The organism is Brevibacillus sp., from assembly GCF_003521185.1.
Classification (GTDB): domain Bacteria; phylum Bacillota; class Bacilli; order Brevibacillales; family Brevibacillaceae; genus Brevibacillus; species Brevibacillus parabrevis.
Genome location: NZ_DOTK01000047.1, coordinates 88,515 through 106,596 on the forward strand (window position 1 = coordinate 88,515; position 18,082 = coordinate 106,596).

Annotated in this window: 15 protein-coding genes; 4 read left to right on the top strand and 11 right to left on the bottom strand. The window is 54.0% G+C overall.

The window, feature by feature from the left end; genetic code table 11:
• Window positions 1-35: 35 nt before the first annotated feature.
• Complete coding sequence (locus tag DEP07_RS14795; protein ID WP_274874598.1) at window positions 36-3,530, bottom strand: cyclic nucleotide-binding domain-containing protein; 3,495 nt, start codon at window positions 3,528-3,530, stop codon at window positions 36-38.
• Window positions 3,531-3,771: 241 nt separating this feature from the next.
• On the opposite strand from DEP07_RS14795, the gene DEP07_RS14800 reads away from it, so the two are divergent.
• The 4 genes from DEP07_RS14800 to DEP07_RS14815 are packed head-to-tail and all read left to right on the top strand — an operon-like array spanning window position 3,772 to window position 7,205.
• Window positions 3,772-4,302 (top strand): hypothetical protein, encoded by a 531-nt coding sequence (locus DEP07_RS14800; protein WP_173597300.1) that lies wholly within the window; start codon window positions 3,772-3,774, stop codon window positions 4,300-4,302.
• A gap of 14 nt (window positions 4,303-4,316) precedes the next feature.
• Window positions 4,317-6,476, top strand: a complete 2,160-nt coding sequence (locus DEP07_RS14805) for an ABC transporter transmembrane domain-containing protein (protein ID WP_287102664.1) — start codon at window positions 4,317-4,319, stop codon at window positions 6,474-6,476.
• 15 nt (window positions 6,477-6,491) lie between these two features.
• Window positions 6,492-7,028, top strand: coding sequence for a GNAT family N-acetyltransferase (locus tag DEP07_RS14810; RefSeq protein ID WP_122962327.1), 537 nt, complete (start codon window positions 6,492-6,494; stop codon window positions 7,026-7,028).
• A 48-nt stretch (window positions 7,029-7,076) separates the two neighbouring features.
• Complete coding sequence (locus tag DEP07_RS14815) at window positions 7,077-7,205, top strand: hypothetical protein (protein ID WP_267901855.1); 129 nt, start codon at window positions 7,077-7,079, stop codon at window positions 7,203-7,205.
• Window positions 7,206-7,300: 95 nt separating this feature from the next.
• Here the strand turns inward: DEP07_RS14815 and DEP07_RS14820 are convergent, their stop codons facing one another.
• The 10 genes from DEP07_RS14820 to DEP07_RS14865 form a co-directional block, all read right to left on the bottom strand.
• Window positions 7,301-8,119, bottom strand: coding sequence for a metallophosphoesterase family protein (locus DEP07_RS14820; protein WP_217022017.1), 819 nt, complete (start codon window positions 8,117-8,119; stop codon window positions 7,301-7,303).
• Window positions 8,120-8,144: 25 nt separating this feature from the next.
• Window positions 8,145-8,696 carry an NADAR family protein gene (locus DEP07_RS14825; protein WP_122962325.1) on the bottom strand — a complete coding sequence of 184 codons (552 nt, stop codon included), beginning with the start codon at window positions 8,694-8,696 and terminating at the stop codon, window positions 8,145-8,147.
• A gap of 29 nt (window positions 8,697-8,725) precedes the next feature.
• A complete protein-coding gene (locus DEP07_RS14830) occupies window positions 8,726-9,469 on the bottom strand; it encodes a YwqG family protein (protein WP_287102665.1) in 744 nt (247 codons plus the stop codon).
• Between the two features lie 144 nt (window positions 9,470-9,613).
• Window positions 9,614-9,952: a zinc ribbon domain-containing protein YjdM gene (locus DEP07_RS14835; protein ID WP_122962323.1), complete on the bottom strand. Its 339-nt coding sequence runs from the start codon at window positions 9,950-9,952 to the stop codon at window positions 9,614-9,616.
• An 87-nt stretch (window positions 9,953-10,039) separates the two neighbouring features.
• Window positions 10,040-11,419: a dihydrolipoyl dehydrogenase gene (lpdA, locus tag DEP07_RS14840; RefSeq protein ID WP_287102666.1), complete on the bottom strand. Its 1,380-nt coding sequence runs from the start codon at window positions 11,417-11,419 to the stop codon at window positions 10,040-10,042.
• Window positions 11,420-11,430: 11 nt separating this feature from the next.
• On the bottom strand, window positions 11,431-12,717 hold the full coding sequence (locus DEP07_RS14845) for a dihydrolipoamide acetyltransferase family protein (RefSeq protein ID WP_287102667.1): 1,287 nt from the start codon (window positions 12,715-12,717) through the stop codon (window positions 11,431-11,433).
• A 91-nt stretch (window positions 12,718-12,808) separates the two neighbouring features.
• A complete protein-coding gene (locus DEP07_RS14850; protein ID WP_173597241.1) occupies window positions 12,809-13,846 on the bottom strand; it encodes an alpha-ketoacid dehydrogenase subunit beta in 1,038 nt (345 codons plus the stop codon).
• Between the two features lie 18 nt (window positions 13,847-13,864).
• Window positions 13,865-14,857, bottom strand: coding sequence for a thiamine pyrophosphate-dependent dehydrogenase E1 component subunit alpha (locus tag DEP07_RS14855; RefSeq protein WP_217022013.1), 993 nt, complete (start codon window positions 14,855-14,857; stop codon window positions 13,865-13,867).
• A gap of 358 nt (window positions 14,858-15,215) precedes the next feature.
• Window positions 15,216-16,049, bottom strand: a complete 834-nt coding sequence (locus DEP07_RS14860) for a lipoyl protein ligase domain-containing protein (RefSeq protein WP_287102668.1) — start codon at window positions 16,047-16,049, stop codon at window positions 15,216-15,218.
• A 28-nt stretch (window positions 16,050-16,077) separates the two neighbouring features.
• Window positions 16,078-17,946 (bottom strand): sigma-54-dependent Fis family transcriptional regulator, encoded by a 1,869-nt coding sequence (locus DEP07_RS14865; protein ID WP_281868589.1) that lies wholly within the window; start codon window positions 17,944-17,946, stop codon window positions 16,078-16,080.
• Window positions 17,947-18,082 lie beyond the last annotated feature (136 nt).

The window sequence follows — 18,082 nt, forward strand, 5'->3', positions numbered from 1 at the left end:
GCAACCGGGGGCGGCTTCCTGTGCCATGCTCATGTTCAGCGTACATCTGCCCCTTCGCTTGCCGCTTCTGCGGTCATCCGGCGAAGTCTTGCCGCCAGTGCCGCGATAATCGTTGTAATGACCGTCTCGTCTTCCAGGCAAAAATCGTAAAACAGCTCATCACTGATTTTCACCAGTCTCGCATCCTCCAGCGCTGTTACGGTTGCCGAGCGCGGGGAACGCTCCAACAGAGCCATCTCGCCGAAAACATCCCCCTGGTGCAGCTCGGCAATCGCTCGTCCTTCGCGCTCCACACGAACGCTGCCCGCGATAATGCCGTACATGGCATCCCCCGTCTCACCGTAATGGACGATCGTTTCACCTGCGCGATACCTCACTTCTGCGGTTCCTTCGGCCAAAGCTGCCAATTGGCTATGGGACAAGGAGGCAAACATATCTACCTTGAACAAAACCATGAGCTTCTCTGTCAATGATGGGGCAGCTCTCTCCGCTTCATCCGGAATCGTCCGGCTGGCTTGATCGGGTAATTCGGGAACATCCCTGCTCTGCAAATTCCGCCCCCCGCCCGTCTCATTCATCGCCCTGATGCGCCTGCTCAGCACACTCGCTACGCGCAGGGCAAACTCCATGTTGCCGTGCAGCAAATCCGCAAATTCTTCCTCGTCAATCATGCCAATGGTGACCGGAGAAGCGGCGATTACACTGGCAGAGCGTTCCTCCCTGTCAAACAGGGACATCTCGCCAAAAAGTTCGCCTTCCTGCAAATGCTGCAGGACGCGGTGATCTTTGACGACATCGACCTCGCCCCGAAGCAGCAAGTACATCGCCTGCCCCATTTCGCCCTGGCGAATGATCGCCGTGCCGTTTTCCACATCGCGATGAGACATGCGCGCAGCCAGCTTTGCCAATATGCCGCCTGGCAAATCGGAGAATGAGCCTGTTCGTTTGAGGAAGCCCACGATGGTCAGCCGTTTGTGCTCCTCCTCGGTCAAGTCTCTTTCGCTCTGCCAGACGAAGGATCGATCCGCATGGGACAAATAAGTCAGGCAAGTCTGCAACCAAGCATCTCCTTTTGCAAAAAGAGACTGCCATACATGCGCATCTGCCTTTTTGAGCATCGACTGCTTGTCGTACTTCGCGAGAACAACAGGCAATATTAGCGCACGCAGTTGATTGGACAGCCATTGATCCAGCGCTTCCAGTGCATTTGCCTTTTGCCGCTCGTCGCCGCTTTCCAGATTGAACCGGATCATTTCCATCGATCTTCTCTCGTAATGCAGCGCCAGCAAGGCAAACATATTTTTCATGCTCACTTCTATTTCGTATTGCAAAGCATCCATAACCAATGCCGTGTCTGGATGCGGACTCAGCTCCTGCAAGGCGCGCAGTCCATTGTGGGCATGCCGCACTTCCAATTCAAGCAACCCCGCAAGCCGCTGACTGTCCTGCGGCTCCTCCGTCTTCAGCTTGACCAGCACATCTGCGATCTCGCTTCGGATGCTCGTCGGTGCCTTTTCATACGCTTGCAGTAAAAATGGGTACGTCTTTGCATCAGCCTGCTGTCCTACGATTCGCGCAGTGAAATGGGAGATTGTCTCGTCGGCTTCCGGTCGGTCCCATTCGGCTTGAAGCTGCATAAGCAACGTCTCCACCGGAAACCCGGACAAAGCGGCGAGCGCCTCTTTTTTCAATCCGGAGTTCGCAAGCTGCTGGAAAAGATCCGGGAGCAAGCGCTCATCGGCCAGTTTACCCGCTGTTGCCAGTGCAAGGCGCCGCACAGATGGGCTGACATCGTGCAGCAAGCTCTGGAGCGAAGCGTACAGCTGTTCATCCGGGCCAAAATACTTGAGCAGTCCATAAATGGCGGCAAACTGAATCTCCATGGCAGGGTCGTGCAAACAATCCAGCAACACTCTTTTTTCACTTTGATCGGCATATGCCGCAAATGTTTGAATAGCTTGCGCGCGCAGTTGGCGATTCTCCGCGTGGAGCAAAGGGAACACATACGGTTTCCAGGAAGGTACTCTCTCTTGCTCGATATACTGCAACACTTCGATTTGCAGCACGGGCGGAGCTTCCCGCAAAAGCGCTTCCAGATGCCGTGTCAGCGAAATCCCCGGAAGCCGCGCCAACAGTCGGAATGCTTGCAGCCGCTCCATGTCAGACGTCTCTTTGCTGCGATCCTCCATCACCTTGATGAGATACGGAGCCTGCAACACGGACAAGTCAAGCTCCGCCGCTTCCTGTCTGGTGCGCAAAGTAGCGAGCAGCATGTGCACGTATTCTTTTTTCACGGGAAAAATGGCGATGACAGCGACAGCAAGCATGGGCACCGTGATGAAGCTGAAACTGGTCAAGCTGATGCGGTCTGCCAAAACGATGAGCAAGATGGCTGCCACACCGCTCATCCCGTAGTCGATCACGCCGTTGACCAGTCCTTTTGCCCTGCCCCGCAAATGAGCCGGAATCGGAAAGTACATCAGCTCGCTGACTGATTGGTGAATCGTCTCGGCAAAAGCCCTGTAGCTGCCTTTCATGACAACGGCGACGGCGAGAACGGGCGCAAACCAGAAGGCAACTGAGCTTGTCAGCATGCAAAGCGGCATGACAAGAAAAGACGGGACAATTCCATAACGGGTAAGCAGACGAGTCGAGATAAAAATCTGAAAGATGAAAGAGATGATGCCAGCTACACTGTAAAATTGGCCGAGAAACCGGGCCAGCTCTTCTTCTGTCAAACTTTGCGCCAACGTCATTTTAAACTGATAATCGCTAAGGGTAATGGCGACGGATATCGTCCCGATGATGACAGCAATGTATTTGAGAATGGGGATTTGTTTGAACAAATTTCCTTGAGGGTGGTCTGGTGCTTGATCATTTCCAGGAGGGCTATCAGGAGGAGTGAGCTTTTCATGCGTATCATATGCCGCAGAAAGTCGTCTGACAAACCACAAACCGGACAAGACAAGGGCTGCGAAGACGTAAACCAGTTGTTCGGTGCCGATCAGGGGAGCCATGGTACTGGTCACGAAGCCACCGACAATCGCACCGCCGACACCACCGGCTGCCACGGTGCCGATGTGGAGCTTTGCTTGCCTCGCATCAAGTACGGATGCCATAAACGTAAAAAATGCCATCGTAACCAACACACTGTTCGCTTCATACCCCACGAACATCACCGGATAAATCCACGCGGCTCCTGTTTTCAACGCCAGTCCCGTCAAAACACTGAACAGACCGACATACAAAATCGATTGATTCAGCAAGCGATGCGCCGGCATTCGTTCGGAAAGCTTCTGGAAAAGGATACCCGCGATCACAACCGCTATCGTAATATACAAATACATGTAGCTAAGCTGCTTCGTGTCGTAGTGACTCAAAAACAGCGTGTCTGCCGTAGTTGTCCCGATGACAGTCGCCATCATGATGAGCGTGTAAAAAAGCGTCAGCAGCAAAACTTGCCGGAAAAGCGGCCCTTCGATCTTCGTTTGTCCATGCGTGAACAAACGACTCACAACGTCTTTGATCAATGCAGTAACCTCACTTCATGGGATGCGACATGTTGGATGGGAAAACAGGCGGGATAGCTGGATGGGAAAATCGTGGTAATCGAATATTCTGCGCCTTTCCTCCTAATTCCTTTTTATCTGCGTCAAAATTTGCAAAAAGAACGACAGATGGTCAGCGCTTCTGTGATCAGACCAATTTACCATGCGTACAAAATACGGTATTCTTAACCAATGACATAACCAAGGAGGCGCATTGGAGCAAATGAACTACTCCTTTTCCGTCTGTTCTTCTGAATTGGATTACGATGCCTATTTGGCATTTTTGTTGGAAAATTACGCGCATATTCGCCTGCCTTACCCTTTCCCCGTTACGCTGAGCTTCCTTGCCAGCCCTCTGCTCATGGGGGAAGCTGCTTTTCTCATTTGCAACGAGGACAATCAGGTGATCGGGGCATTTTCGTACATTCGCGGAACAGGTGAACACCAGTACGAAGATCGGCATATTGTCCAAATCCAAGTTGCCTGCATCGCAGAAGAGCACCGCTGCACTCGTTTGTTTCTGTACGCCTTACAGTATTTCACGCAGTACCTTGCCCATGGCGAGGAACAGGTACAGGAGTTCCGATTTTTTGCCCCTTCCGACGACTCTTTGCGCAGGCTGTTCAGCAAAATATCCTCGCTCACTGCCAGCCTGGAAACGGACTCTGGTCCGCTCGATGAGTATCGGGCTTCTTTTTCCGAGTGGCAAAGCTATGCTTCCCAATTCCGTCAAACGGCGCTTTTCAACTCATAGAAGGAGACGTTACCATGCTGGCTGTTCTCAAAAACTTACTGGGCTACATACGTCCCCACAAGTTGTTGGCCACTTTGTTTTTCCTCACGCTCGCTCTTGACCTCGCTTTCATATCTTTTGCTCCCCTCAGTTTCAAAATCATTATCGACAAAGCGATTGAGCCAAAAGATATGAGCTTTTTCAGCTTGATCATGCTCGTGCTCGGCATCACGGGTGTCATCTGCCTTGCCGCAGGAGTAGTCAGTGACTACGCCCTCGCCAAACTGAATGCCCGTGTGCAAAATGATTTGCGAAAAAAGCTGTTCGCTCACATGCAGCATCTGCCGATCGGCTTCTATCAAAAGTCCCGCTCCGGTGATTTGGTTTCGCATTTTTCCGTGGATCTCCCCGCCATCGAAGGAGCTATAGGCGTCCTGTTCACGACAGGGTTGCAGTCTCTCGCGGTTGTCATCATCAGCACGATTGTCCTGTTTTATCTCGAATGGACGCTTGCCTTGTGCATTTTGGCAGGAGCAATCGTGATTTTTCTCGGACCGTATTTGCTTGGCAAGCGCGCCCAAGCGATCAACTCCGCTCACAAAGAGCTTCTGACCGCACTGACCAGCGACGTGCAGGAAAACATGAAGGCGCAAAAAGTCATCAAAGGCTTCAACCTGCAGCAAGCCATGATCGCCAAGTTCAACACGAGGCTCCAGTCGCTATTGATCAGCAGCTACCGCAAAAATATGATGAACGCGCAATTGGAACGGCTCCCGATGGTCAGTCTGTTGCTGATCAACTTCACGATTATTGGCTTCGGCTCCTATCTCGCCCTCAAAGGCCATATTACAATCGGTTCGCTCGTCGCTTTCTTCACCATGTATACATCGATGGGCAACGCTGTGTTTAACCTGACTTTTACACTCCCGATCATTACGGATGCGCAAGTCAGCATGGAGCGCATCCAAAAAGTGTTTTCGGAGCAGCGCGAAGCTTTCGACAACCCGCACGCTCCGCCGCTCCCAAGTCTTGTGCCGGACGTGACTGTAGATGGTGTTACGTTTGGCTACCAAGCCGATCATCCGGTGATCCGCGATGTTACCCTGCACATCCCCGCAGGGACGAAAGCTGCCTTTGTCGGTGCCAGCGGTTCAGGGAAAAGCACGATGCTCCAGCTTTTGCTCGGCTTTTACGAGCCTGATTCCGGAGCGATCCGGCTAAACGGTCAAAACTTGCAATCGTTAAACCGCGGCTCATACCGTGAACAACTCGGCATTGTTTTGCAGGATCATTTTTTGTTTCACGGGTCGCTGCTTGAAAATATTCGGCTCGGCAAACCGGATGCAACGCAGCAGGAAATCGTCGAAGCCGCCAAACAGGCGGAAATTCATGATTTCATCATGACGCTGCCCGATCAGTACGACACGATGGTGTTGGACGAAGGCAGCAATTTTTCAGGCGGTCAACGGCAACGCTTGGCGATTGCCCGCGCGATTTTGCGCAATCCGCGACTGCTTTTGCTCGATGAAGCGACTTCTGCCCTCGATCCGATAGCGGAAGCGGCGATTAACCGGACATTTGAACGGCTGGCCCGCGATCGGACAGTCATTACCGTCACACACCGCCTCGCTTCCATCACGGGAGTCGATCAAATTTTTGTGTTTGAACAAGGCAGGCTCGTCGACGCTGGCAGCCACATGCAGCTTCTGGCAAAAGACGGGTACTACAAAGAGCTGTGGGACAAGCAAAGCGGCTTGTCCATCTCGGATAGCGGCCAGGAAGCAACCATCGATCCGGCGCGCTTGTCCATGCTCCCGTTTTTCCGCGGTGTCGGTTCCGACGTACTGGCTGATATTTCCCATCTGTTCAACACAGAGACGTTCGCAGCCGGACAGCCGATCATCACGGAAGGCGAGACAGGTGAAAAGTTCTACCTGATCGCCCGGGGGCGTGTCGAAGTCAGCAAACAGTCTGGCGAGGCCAAGTCAGGCCGCATCCGGCTTGCCGTTCTGGAAGATGGCGACCATTTTGGCGAAATCGCTCTCCTGGAGGATGTTCCCCGGACAGCAACCGTGACGGCCCTTGCGCCTTGCGTATGTTTGACGCTGCAACGCAAAGTATTGCTCTACATCCTGACCAAACATCCTGAGATTGATGCCCATGTCAGACAAATCATACTGGAACGAAAAAAATAGCAGGAGGGGAACGGGATGCTCGTCCAATTTAGAAGCTGTAACAGCGATCTTGACTACGCCAGGTTTACGCTCTTTTTTCTGCAAAACCGTCATGCATTCAGCCCGTCCTTTTCGCTCGCCGACTCTCTCATCCATCTCCTTGGTTTTCTTTCCGACTCGCAAGTCATTTTGATCGAGGAGGGGTCGACCAAAGTGATTGGCTGGGGGCATTATCAATTCATGAATGCGGAGCGGGAAGCAGCTCCAGACGGGGAGACTGCTTTCATCCACTCTGTCTTCGTCTCCCTGGACTATCGAAGCAGCAGAGTGTTTTTGCGGGGGTTTCGCTATCTCGCAGAGCAGATTCAAGCCGTCAATCATCAAGCGCGATATGTTGAGTTTTGTGCGCGTTGTGAAGATGACTACCTGAATCGGCTTTATTCCAAATTCGCGCAGGTTGTCGGTGAGCAAGAGGGGCATTTTGGTCAGGAAAACATCTACAGAGTGGAGCTATCCCGACTTGTCGCCTATTTGGGCATGACCAAACAGCCAATTGACGGTAAAGAAACTTAAATGCTATCCTATAGAAGATATTCCCATACCATAGGAAAGGAGGACTACGTGATGGTTATGGTCCCAACTTTTAAAAGTAAAGGTGGCAAAAAGCCTTTCTCTGCCTCTGTTCAAAACTTCTCTACTCTTCTGATGAAAAATGAGCAGTTGCGCGTTGCTGCTTCTTCCGCGAAGTAACGCCAAAAAGCTGAACAAGCTATGTTTGTCGTAGCTGTTCTGACTTTCCTAAACCGTTCCAATTGAAAAAAGTGGTTGGCAACGGGAAACCTTGCTCAATCACTTTTTTCGTTTGCCCTCGTAAACACAAACAATTTCCCATCCGCATTCAATACTTGCGTCCCTTGTGTCCACTCGACCAAATGCTCCGCCCAATGCACATGTCCGCAGCAAACCAGCGTAGGAGCGTGCTGTTGCAGCTTCGTTCTGATTTCCGCCACTCCCGGAAGCCCCAGAGCAGGCTCGTCTGGCCCCTGGTGCAACAGCAACACATCCGGCTCCTTTCGCAGCAGCGCCGCAAGCGATTGCAAAAATGACGGCAAATCCCGGCGATTCGCTTTGTCCGAACGGCCAATAATTCCTCCCAAACCCGCGATGCGAAGCTGATTCGCCAGTACGATTTCCGGTTCAGAAATGAGCGTGACCCGCTCCATATTGCGCAGCTTCCCGATAGAATCTGCTTCAAACAAATCGTGATTGCCCGCCACACCGACTACATGCCCGAACTCTTGGCGAAAAGCAGTCCACACGGAGAGTGGATCGCCGCTGCTTCCCCTTTTTAGCGGATCGGCGTACAAATCGCCGCACAGCAATACTAGCGTGCGCTCCGAACGTACCGACGGCTTCTCGACTTGCAGCAACAGCGAAACAAAGGCTGGCAGCACTTCTCCCAGCAACACTTGCTCATGCTCGTCAGATTCCGTCACCCCCTGCAAATCAGATGTCACGATAACGGCATCGCACCAATCTGGCATCTCAGCCATTTCCCCCAAATAAATCGGCAGCCAGCTTTGGATGACTCCTTTGTCGCCCGCTCCCGCTGTCAGGTAGGGGAATTGCTCGATCGGTTCCTGCGCCATTTTTGTAATTCGCATGCCCCTGCTCCTTCCCGAAGGCTGATCACGACCGCAGCTGTTCTCTTGCTTCCATCAGCGCAAAACCGAGCAAATTTTCACCGCGCCAATGCTCGGGACGCTCTGCATGTGGATGATCCGCCCCCAGACCAATTCCCCAAATTCGATCGTACGGACTTGCTTCAACCAGAACCCGGTCCTGTGTATTCAACAAAAACTGTTTCAAATCGGGATGTTGCGCGAATTTGAGCAGGTTCGCCTGGCGGACGATCTCGCTTTTGTGCGCATCCCAAATTTTTTCATCGAAGGAGCGAACTTTTCGTCCCAATGTTTTCGCTTGCTTCGGATGCTGTGCGCGGAGAATTTCCTCACGTACTGCATGATCGCCAAACAGCTCCGCCTTTTTTGCCATCATGTAGTGCTCTGCCGTCAAGTAGCGGACGCCATCCTCCTCGAAAGCAGCCGGATACCACTGGCTGAAGCACGCTTTATCGACAACGCCCTGCTGCTTTGGTGTGTGGCCCCAGAACAGCAAGTATTTGAATCTTGTTTTTTTCGCTTCCTGAATCAAAGTCTGAACATCCGCTATACGCACCATTGCGTGCTCACCCCTTTTGGTCAAAATAATTACAAGCAATCCCACGTATAAAAAACTTGGGAAAAATCCAAGCGAAGCAAATCTTGCTTGCGAATGAAAAAGTTCGCTACCCCGCTGTCGCCCCAAGAAACGTAGTAACTCTTGTGATCGCCTTCCATATCCAGCTGAAAGAGCAGCTCCATTTCTTCTTCTCTGACATCGTCCTGCGAAAAGTAAGGGTAGCCTCCGATCCGCGACCCGCTTGCATCTGTCAAATCCCAGTATTTCGAATAGGCCACTTCATCCTGATCGGTAGGGAGCTGGTACTGATCTGCCCTGTGATTTTTGTAAGGAATCAGCTGTTTTTCCAGCTTGCCCGTCAGCTTGTACGGGCCGCCCAAAACGGGACTGTACAAGTCGGGGTCTTCGGGCTGATATGGATCGATCTGCTCCGAGTCGATCACGTCAGGAAAATGCCAGACGTGAAAAGCCTGGTCGAGCAAGCCGAAAGTATCGTCCTGTTTTACAAAAAAGCTGGTAAGTCCACTCGTCGGATACCCTTCCAGCGGTGGCATCTGTGCCCAATTGATTTGCGCGATGAACAAATAATCTCTTCCGTCTTCGTCCTGCGGGATCGCGAGCTGCGGAGGCAGCCACGGCGTTCCTCCCACTTTGCTGTCGGTTATCGTCGCAGGCTCTTTGGAGAGCGTTAACTTGACAGATGGCTTCGCTGTTTGCTCGATATATTGCATAAATTCTGGCGTCCATTGCTTGTTGGCATCAAGAAATTGCATCGACACTCACCTCATCACTTCTGATGAAATCGCTGAAATCATCCTATTATTGGAAATGCATACGTGTATTTTAGCGAATCATAGTGCCTCCCGCAAACAAGAATGAAAAAACCAGCTCCCCCACGGAAGCTGGCCTGGCAATCTCTATACTTTTTTCACAAACTCGGATTTCAGCTTCATCGCGCCGAAGCCGTCGATTTTGCAGTCAATATCGTGGTCGCCGTCAACGAGGCGAATGTTTTTTACTTTCGTCCCGATTTTCACTACCAGGGAAGTGCCTTTTACCTTCAAATCTTTGATGACTGTTACGGTATCGCCGTCTTGCAAGACGTTTCCGTTTGCATCCTTGATGACTTTTTCTCCGCTATCCTCGGCATCCCCTTGCAGTGACCACTCGTGGCTGCACTCCGGGCAGATGAGCATGCTTCCGTCTTCGTACGTGTACTCGGAATTACATTTTGGGCAATTTGGCAATTTACTCATGCATTTCATACCTCCATCCAATTACGGCTCATTTTAACATAGGATGAGCTTTCCTGCATGGTGGAGGCATAATTGCTCCCTGACCCATTAGCCATGAATGGCGTGCCCGAGCGCACCGCGTACGGCTTCTGTCAAAATCTCTGATAGTGTCGGATGCGGCGCGATAAAGTTTTCCATCGCGTCGGCGGTCATTTCGGCATGCATCATGAGCGCGGCCTGGCCGATCAGTTCCGTTGCCCGCGCCCCAACCAGCGTAATTCCTACGATCTCGTGATACGTCGGCTCCACCAGCACTTTTACTTTTCCCGCTGTCTCTTGCAAAATCATCGCTTTGCCGTTCGCTGAAAAAGGAAACTCGCCCACGAGCAGCCCAGCGTATTTCTCCCTGGCCTGACGCTCGGTCAATCCGACGGAAGCGACCTCTGGCGACGTATAGATGCAGCGCGGCACCGCGCGCAGGTTAAGCATGGCTTCTTCCCCGCATGCGTTGCGGGCAGCGACTTCGCCTTCATGAAAGGCCACGTGGGCAAGCTGGATGCCACCGCAAGCGTCACCCGCCGCGAAAATATGCGGCTGGCTTGTCTGCATTTGCTCGTTTACCTCTATCCCACGCGCTGTAGCTTTGACTCCTGCCCGCTCAAGCAGCAATCCGTCCAAACGCGGCTTCCTTCCGATCGCAACCAGCACAGCATCGGCCTTTATTTCCGCCGTTCCTTCGGGTGTGCGGATGCGCGCCGTCCGCGTCGTGCGATCGAGCGCCTCGACACTGCTGGAAAGATGAATCTGCACTCCTTGCTGTTTCAGGCTTCGTTCCAGAAACGCCGCAATGTCCGGGTCTTCTCCCGGCAACAGCTGCTCAGCCATCTCCGCTATGACCACCTGGCTCCCCAGCCTGCTGTATACGGAAGCGAACTCGCAGCCGATCACTCCCCCGCCTACGATTACGAGCACAGGCGGAGGTGTCTCCAGCGACAGGAAATGGCTGCTGTGCATAATCCATTCGCCATCGAATGGGGCAAAAGGCAGGGCGATCGGCTCCGCCCCCGTCGTTACGATGAACTTCTCTGCTTCGATTTTGCTCGTGCCGTTGGCTGTCTCTACCAGGAGCGCACGCTCATTTTCAAAGGCTGCGCTGCCGCGTATCACTTGTACCTGATTGCGCTTCATCAAATAGTGCACGCCGCCGGTCAGCTTTTGCACGATGCTTTGTTTGTAGGCGTTGATTTTTGCCCAATTGACCTGTACATGGTCAGCAGCATTTTCGATGCCAAAGCGCTCGGCATGAAGCACGTGCTGATACGTGTCTGCACACTCCAGCAGCGCTTTTGTCGGCATGCAGCCTTCGTTCAGGCAAGTGCCGCCGAGTTCCTTTTTCTCGATTAACACAACCTGTTTCCCGGCACGCGCCGCTGTGATGGCAGCTACGTAACCCGCAGGGCCTCCGCCGATGATCGCGATATCGTACATGCTCTTCCCTCCTAGATCAGCAGACTGTGCGGCGCTTCCAGATAAGACCGGACTGTCGCCAGGAACGCCGCTGCCGGAGCGCCGTCGAGTACGCGATGATCAAAAGTCAGCGAGAGTGGCAAAAGGCTTCGCCGCTGCAACTCGTCACCGACGAACACGGGAGTGTCTTTTGCCGCGCCAATGCCCAATATTCCGGTTTCCGGCGGGTTCAACACAGGGGTAAACGTGTCTACGCCGTAGCTGCCGAGATTGGTAATCGTAAAAGTCGAGCCTTTCATTTCTTCCGGTGCGAGCTGATTTTGCTTGGCACGCGCACTCACTGATTTCAGCTGGCGCGACAGCTCCACCAGCGTCATTTGTCCGGCGTGGCGGACGACCGGGACGACCAGACCTTTGTCGAGGGCTACCGCCACACCCAAATGAATGTCGTCATACAGCTCGATCCGGTCGTCCAGAAGCGCGCTGTTCATTTGCTTGTGCTTGGCAAGCGCCAAGACTACTGCTCGGGCAATCCAGTCCGTGACAGACGGCTTGAGCTGATAGCGGCTCTCGATTTCCGGCGAGAGCTTCTCTTTTAGCTGCAAAAGCTCTGTAATATCCGCCTGCATCGTGATGGTCAGCTGGGCGCTCTGCTGGAGGCTCTGATACATTCGCTCGGCAATCACCTTGCGCATGCCAGCGACAGGGATGCGTTCCGGCTGGCTTTCCGCTGCGCGGTCGGTTGTTTCTACTGCGATAGCTACGGGAGCTGCCTGTGCCGGGGCTGCGGTTTCCTGTGCAGCCTTGATCGCGCGCTCTACATCTTCCTTGGTGATTCTTCCTTGCGGCCCTGTCCCGGCAATCGTGGTGAAGTCAAACCCTGCTTCCTCGGCGATTTTGCGAGCTACAGGAGAAATTTTCACGCCATCGCGCGGGCGTTCCAGAACAGCTGTCGCGGCTATGGATGCACCTGCACTCGTACCTGTCGCAGCGCTCTGTCCGTCAGCGGTCGCCAGCGTTGCAGCCGATTCGGCTTTGGCGTGCGCCTCGGCAACGACCGCAGGAGTGGCTGCCAATTCGCCAGGCTGCCCGATTACCCCCAGCACGGTGCCATAAGGAACGACGCCACCCGCGGGAACTTCAATTTTCAGCAGTACGCCATCTGCTGCAGCCTCTACTTCCATTTCAATTTTTTCCGAGCTGATATCGACGATGCCCTCTCCTTTTTTGACCGCCTCGCCCTCCCGTTTTTTCCAGGCGATCACCGTTCCTTCCACCATCGCCATTCCCAGCTTGGGCATGATGATATTTTCTGCCATCCCGCTCTCTCCTCTCCTATTTTGTCTGTCCCTTTTCAGCGCGAAAAGCACCCGGCATTAGCTGCTGCCGACGCCGAGTGCTCCCAGTCGATCAGGAAACGACCGTGATCGATTCGTCTCCGATCATTTCCGACACGACCTGAATGACCTTTTGCGGCGATGGGAGATACAAATCTTCCAGCACCGGAGAAAACGGAACAGGTGTATGCGGCGCAGTAATCCGCTTGATTGGTGCATCCAGCGTATCAAAGCCTTTGTCGGCGACTAACGCGGCGATATCGGTTGCGATGCTGCACCGCGGATTCGCTTCGTCGATCACAATCAGGCGATTCGTTTTGGCGACAGAGGCGAGAATCGTATCCTCATCGAGCGGTGACAGCGTGCGCGGATCGACCACCTCGACCTCGATTCCTTTTTTCGCCAATTGCTCGGCTGCCGCAAGCGCCGTCTGAACTTGCTTGCCAATGGCGACAATCGTCAGGTCGCTGCCCGCACGCTTGATATCCGCAACACCGAGCGGAATGGTGTAATATTCTTCCGGAACTTCTCCTGTCGTGTTGTACAACGTCTTGTCCTCGAAGAAAATGACGGGATCGTTGTCCTCGATGGCGGCAAGCAGCAAGCCTTTTGCCTCATAAGGTGTGGACGGCACAACCACCTTGATGCCGGGGATGTGCGTGAACATGGCGTAAAGGCTCTGCGAGTGCTGTGCTGCCGCACGGAAGCCTGCTCCGTGCATCGTGCGGATCGTGATCGGCACCTGTGCCTTGCCGCCAAACATGTAGCGGAATTTCGCCCCCTGGTTCATCACCATGTCGAGACAGCTGCCGATAAAATCGTTGAACATCAGCTCGGCAATCGGCCTCATGCCTGTTGCCGCCGCTGCCATCGCAGCGCCGATGTAGCCAGCTTCGGTAATCGGCGTATCCAGAACGCGCTCGCGGCCAAATTCCTGCACAAGCCCTTTGGTCACGCCAAGTACGCCGCCCCACGCCTCATCGTCCTGCAAATGGTCGACTTGCGCCCCGCCAGCCACATCCTCGCCCAGCAAAATCACGTTTTCATCGGCTCTCATCGCCAGTTTCATCGCTTCATTAACCGCTGCGGAAAAGCTGATTTTTCTCGTCATGTCCTCCATCCCCCTCTCTTAGTACGACACGTAGACGTCAGTCAGCAGTTCGCTTGCACTCGGATACGGACTTTCCTCGGCGAAGCGGATCGCTTCCTGGATCGCACTGTCTACGGCTTGCTCGATTTCTGTCAGCTCTGTGTCAGACATGGTTTGCGATGTCGTCAAATGATTGCGGAAAGAAGTGATCGCATCCTTTTCATTGAGATGCTCCTGTTTGTCGATCTCTTTTTTGTATTTCTGCGCATCCCCTTCAAAATGGCCGTAGTTGCGGTAGGTCACACATTCGATCAAAGTCGGCCCCTCGCCCCGCCGCGCACGGGCAACCGCTTCTTCGGCCGCCTGGTAAACAGCCAGCACATCTTTTCCGTCCACGCGCACTCCCGGCATATTGTAACCGCTTGCACGATCAGCGATATGTGTGCAGCTGGAGGCGTATGTAAACGGCGTCGCCTCTCCGTAGCCATTGTTTTCCGCTACAAATACGACGGGAAGCTTCCAGATTGCCGCCAAATTCAAGCCTTCGTGGAAGGTGCCCTGGTTGTTGGCTCCGTCTCCGAAGAAACAAACGCTGACCGCATTGGTCTTTTTCAGCTTGGCGGTCAAGGCAGAGCCGCATGCCAGCGGGAAACCGCCTCCGACGATCCCGTTCGCGCCCAGCATGCCTTTGTCCAGGTCAGCGATGTGCATGGAGCCTCCCTTTCCTTTGCACAAGCCAGTCGCTTTTCCGTATATCTCTGCCATCATTCCATTCAAGTCGCATTCCTTGGCAATGCAGTGGCCGTGGCCGCGATGTGTGCTGGTGATGCTGTCCTGCTGGTTCAGATGGACGCCAAGCCCCACCGCAATCGCTTCCTCCCCTGCATACAAGTGGACAAACCCCGGCAGCTTGCCTTGTCCGAACAATACGTGAACAGCGTCCTCGAACTTGCGAATCTCCAGCATTTTGCGGTACATCCATTTCGCCTGTTCACGGGACAGCACCTGTTCTTCCGCCTGGATTACTTTCATCAGATACGCCTCCTCCATCGTGACTTGTTTGGAACGACCCGGTCGATCGCTCTTGCCCTTTTCTTATGTGCAATCTCTGTGCCAGCCAGCAACTGCGCGGTTTTGCGGCTTTTTCTGCTTGGACTGTCGGCACCAGGTAGTACAAATTGAGACATCGTCCCGTTTTGTCTCATTTTTTCTCACAGCAGCTTGTGGAGCGAAGGCTCACTTGAGATCGGTTTCCCGACTGTACAGATACGATCCAGCCGTCATGACCGTGTGATTGCACGCGAAAAGGTACATCCGCGTTCATGAGCTTTCATACGTTTTTCATGAAAAAGCCGAACCGATTTTCACGCACAAAAAAAGCCGGTTCTTTTTAAGAACCGACCAGTTGGCGCTGCCTTCCTTTTAACAGCTCGAGCGCACTCTTCGCCTCTTGCGCAAGCGAGTCTGGACAAGCATCCAGCACCGCAACAGATGACTCCGCGTGTGCGTGCAGCAGTTCCTGCAAGCGCAGGACAAACTCTGCCACTCCCCCGAGCACTCCCAGCTCGGACAAGCTTGCCATCCGCCCCGGCTGTACTTGCGGAAACTGCTCGCCGGGAGCGCCCATAGCTGCCTTTTCGTAAAAAGACTGGATGATCTCTTCGTACGTGCGCCCGCAGCCTTCGACATTGATGAACGCCTGGACCGCAACCGCCCGAGTCAAACGCCGCTGGGCGATCCCGCAAAATTTATATCCTTCAATGGCGAGATCGTAAGTGCCCGGACAATAAGCCCCTTCTACTTCACCGCTGCTCATTTTCGCTCCGTCGTCGCCCAACGTCGCCCGGATCAACTCCACCATCCGCAGAAAAAACGGCTCGGGATTCAAATCAGAAGCGGCAACAGGCATCACCAGCGACAAGTTGATCACTCCCGGCGCCAGCGGAACGGCAGCCCCGCCTGATGGACGGACAGCGGTCTGATACCCCGCTGCCTCCAACTGTCGCACAGCTTCAGCCGCATGCGGCAGCTTGGCATCACGCGCGCCCAAAACAATCGCTTTTTCATGCCGCCACAAGTGAATGACAGGAGCAGTCGTCGGCTCCTGTGAACATAGCCGGGCATACGCCTCGTCTACGCTAAAAGGGATCAACACTTCCCCGCGATACGGCCGGGAGACCGTAGCAAGCAGTTGAACAGGCGTTTGCTCCCACCAAAATGGCATGCGTGATCCCCCCTCTCGTGCTCTTTCGTCAGAGCCGATACTTTTTCAGCTTGCGGTAAAAAGTGCTGCGCGGAATACCTAGCAGCTCAGCCGCTACCGAAGCGCTGCCGCCGCTTTTTTCCAGAGCTTGCACGATCGTCTGCCGCTCCAGTTGTTCGCGGTAACAGAGCGAGTCGGCTTCGTAAAAAGACGGCTGCTGAATCGACTGTCTTGCCTGCGGACGCAGCTCATAATCAGCTCCTGCCTGCATCACATCGCAAAGTAACCGCTTCCAATCCTCTCGGGGAAGGACTCGCAGACGTTCAACGGCGTTGTACAGCTCGCGTATATTGCCCGGCCAGTCATACGCTATCAACTCATCCAGCAACGCTTTTGGCAAATCAAGCTGATAGCCGTTTTTGTGACAGTAGTGGCGAATCAGCAGCGGAATATCTTCTTTCCGCGCCCGCAGCGGCGGCAGTGATACAGGGAGGACGTGCAGCCGATAGTACAAGTCCTCGCGAAAGCTGCCCTCACCCACCTGTTGCCGCAAATTGCGATGCGTAGCCGCGATGACGCGAATATTCAGTGCATGCTCTTCCGTACTGCCGATCGGCGTGACTTTTCGCTCTTGCAGGACGCGCAGCAAAGCGACCTGCATGGCAGCGGGAATCTCCCCGATCTCATCCAAAAACAACGTGCCGCCGTTCGCTTGCGCCAGCTTTCCTGTATATCCGCGGCGGCGCGCTCCGGTAAACGCCCCCTCCACATACCCGAACAGCTCGCTTTCCATCAGCTCGCGAGGTATAGCGCCACAGTTGACTGCCACAAACGGCCCTTCCCGGCGCGGACTGTTGTCGTGTATCGCTTGTGCGACCAACTCTTTTCCCGTGCCGCTTTCGCCATAGATCACCACGTTCCCGTCCGTTGGCGCGATCCGCTCCAGCTCCCGCAGGACGTTGCAAAAGGCTGCGCTCGTTCCCGGCTCGCCTTGGAAGCGGAATGAGGAGGAACGGTTCACAAACATCCGCGCAAGTCCCGCATCGCTTGTCGCCAGCTCGATCACCCAGCCAATCAAGCCCGGATGACGTTCGGAAAACAACGGCGCTTGCCGCGCTTCGAAAAAGCCGTACTCCGCAACCTCATGTCTTCTCAGATTGGTCCAGTTGGCGATTCGCTTGCGTATATCTGCGCTCGCATACACTACCCGGCCTTCCTGGTTGCAAAAAATGATGGGCCGCTGTCCTTCGTTCGGCAATATCATGGCGCGTTGCAGCAATTCCAGTTCGTCCTGCTGCCGCTGCTTCATCCAAGCCTGCTCGATGGAGTAAGCAAGCGTCATGACAGTCGCCATCGTCTGCGGGTGACTGCGCTCGACAGGGCTTGATACGTCAATGATTCCGAGCAGCGAGCCGCTGTCGTCCCGGATGGGGGCCGCAAAGCAGCTCCAGCGATGCGAGGCAACCGAATAGTGCTCGGTTCCGTTGACCATGATCGCTTCTTTTGCCAAAAGCGCCGTGCCGATTGCGTTCGTGCCCACCTCATCCTCTGTCCAGCGTACCCCTTCGACAAAATTGATCGCATTGGCATCGTGAAGCGCCCGCTTTTCGCCACGCATGCTCAAGACGTAGCCCTCGGGGTCAATCACGAGCGCGATCATCCCCACGTCGTGGATAAAAGGCGACAGTCGGTCAATTTGCGGCAAGGCAAGCTCCAGCAGCAGGCGACTATTCTCCTGTTGTCTTTTCAGCGCATCCCCGGCGAGTACAACCTGCCCTGTGCCTGCATACGGGTTTACCCGGCTGCTTTTGCAGCGATGCCACGATTCTGTAATCCGTTTGTTGATTCGTGCTGAGTCAATTACACCTTCTTGAACAAAACGTTTCCACATCCGCAACGAAACGCTTTCCTCGAGCATGCATCAACCACCCTCCGCTCTACGAATCAAGCCTTTTCATCAAGAGTATCCCGAATGTTCAGAAGTTTCAAGGTCTGTCCTCTGATTTCGCACAAACGTCATAGTAGCAAAAGGAGAGGGAAGCAGCTCCCCCTCC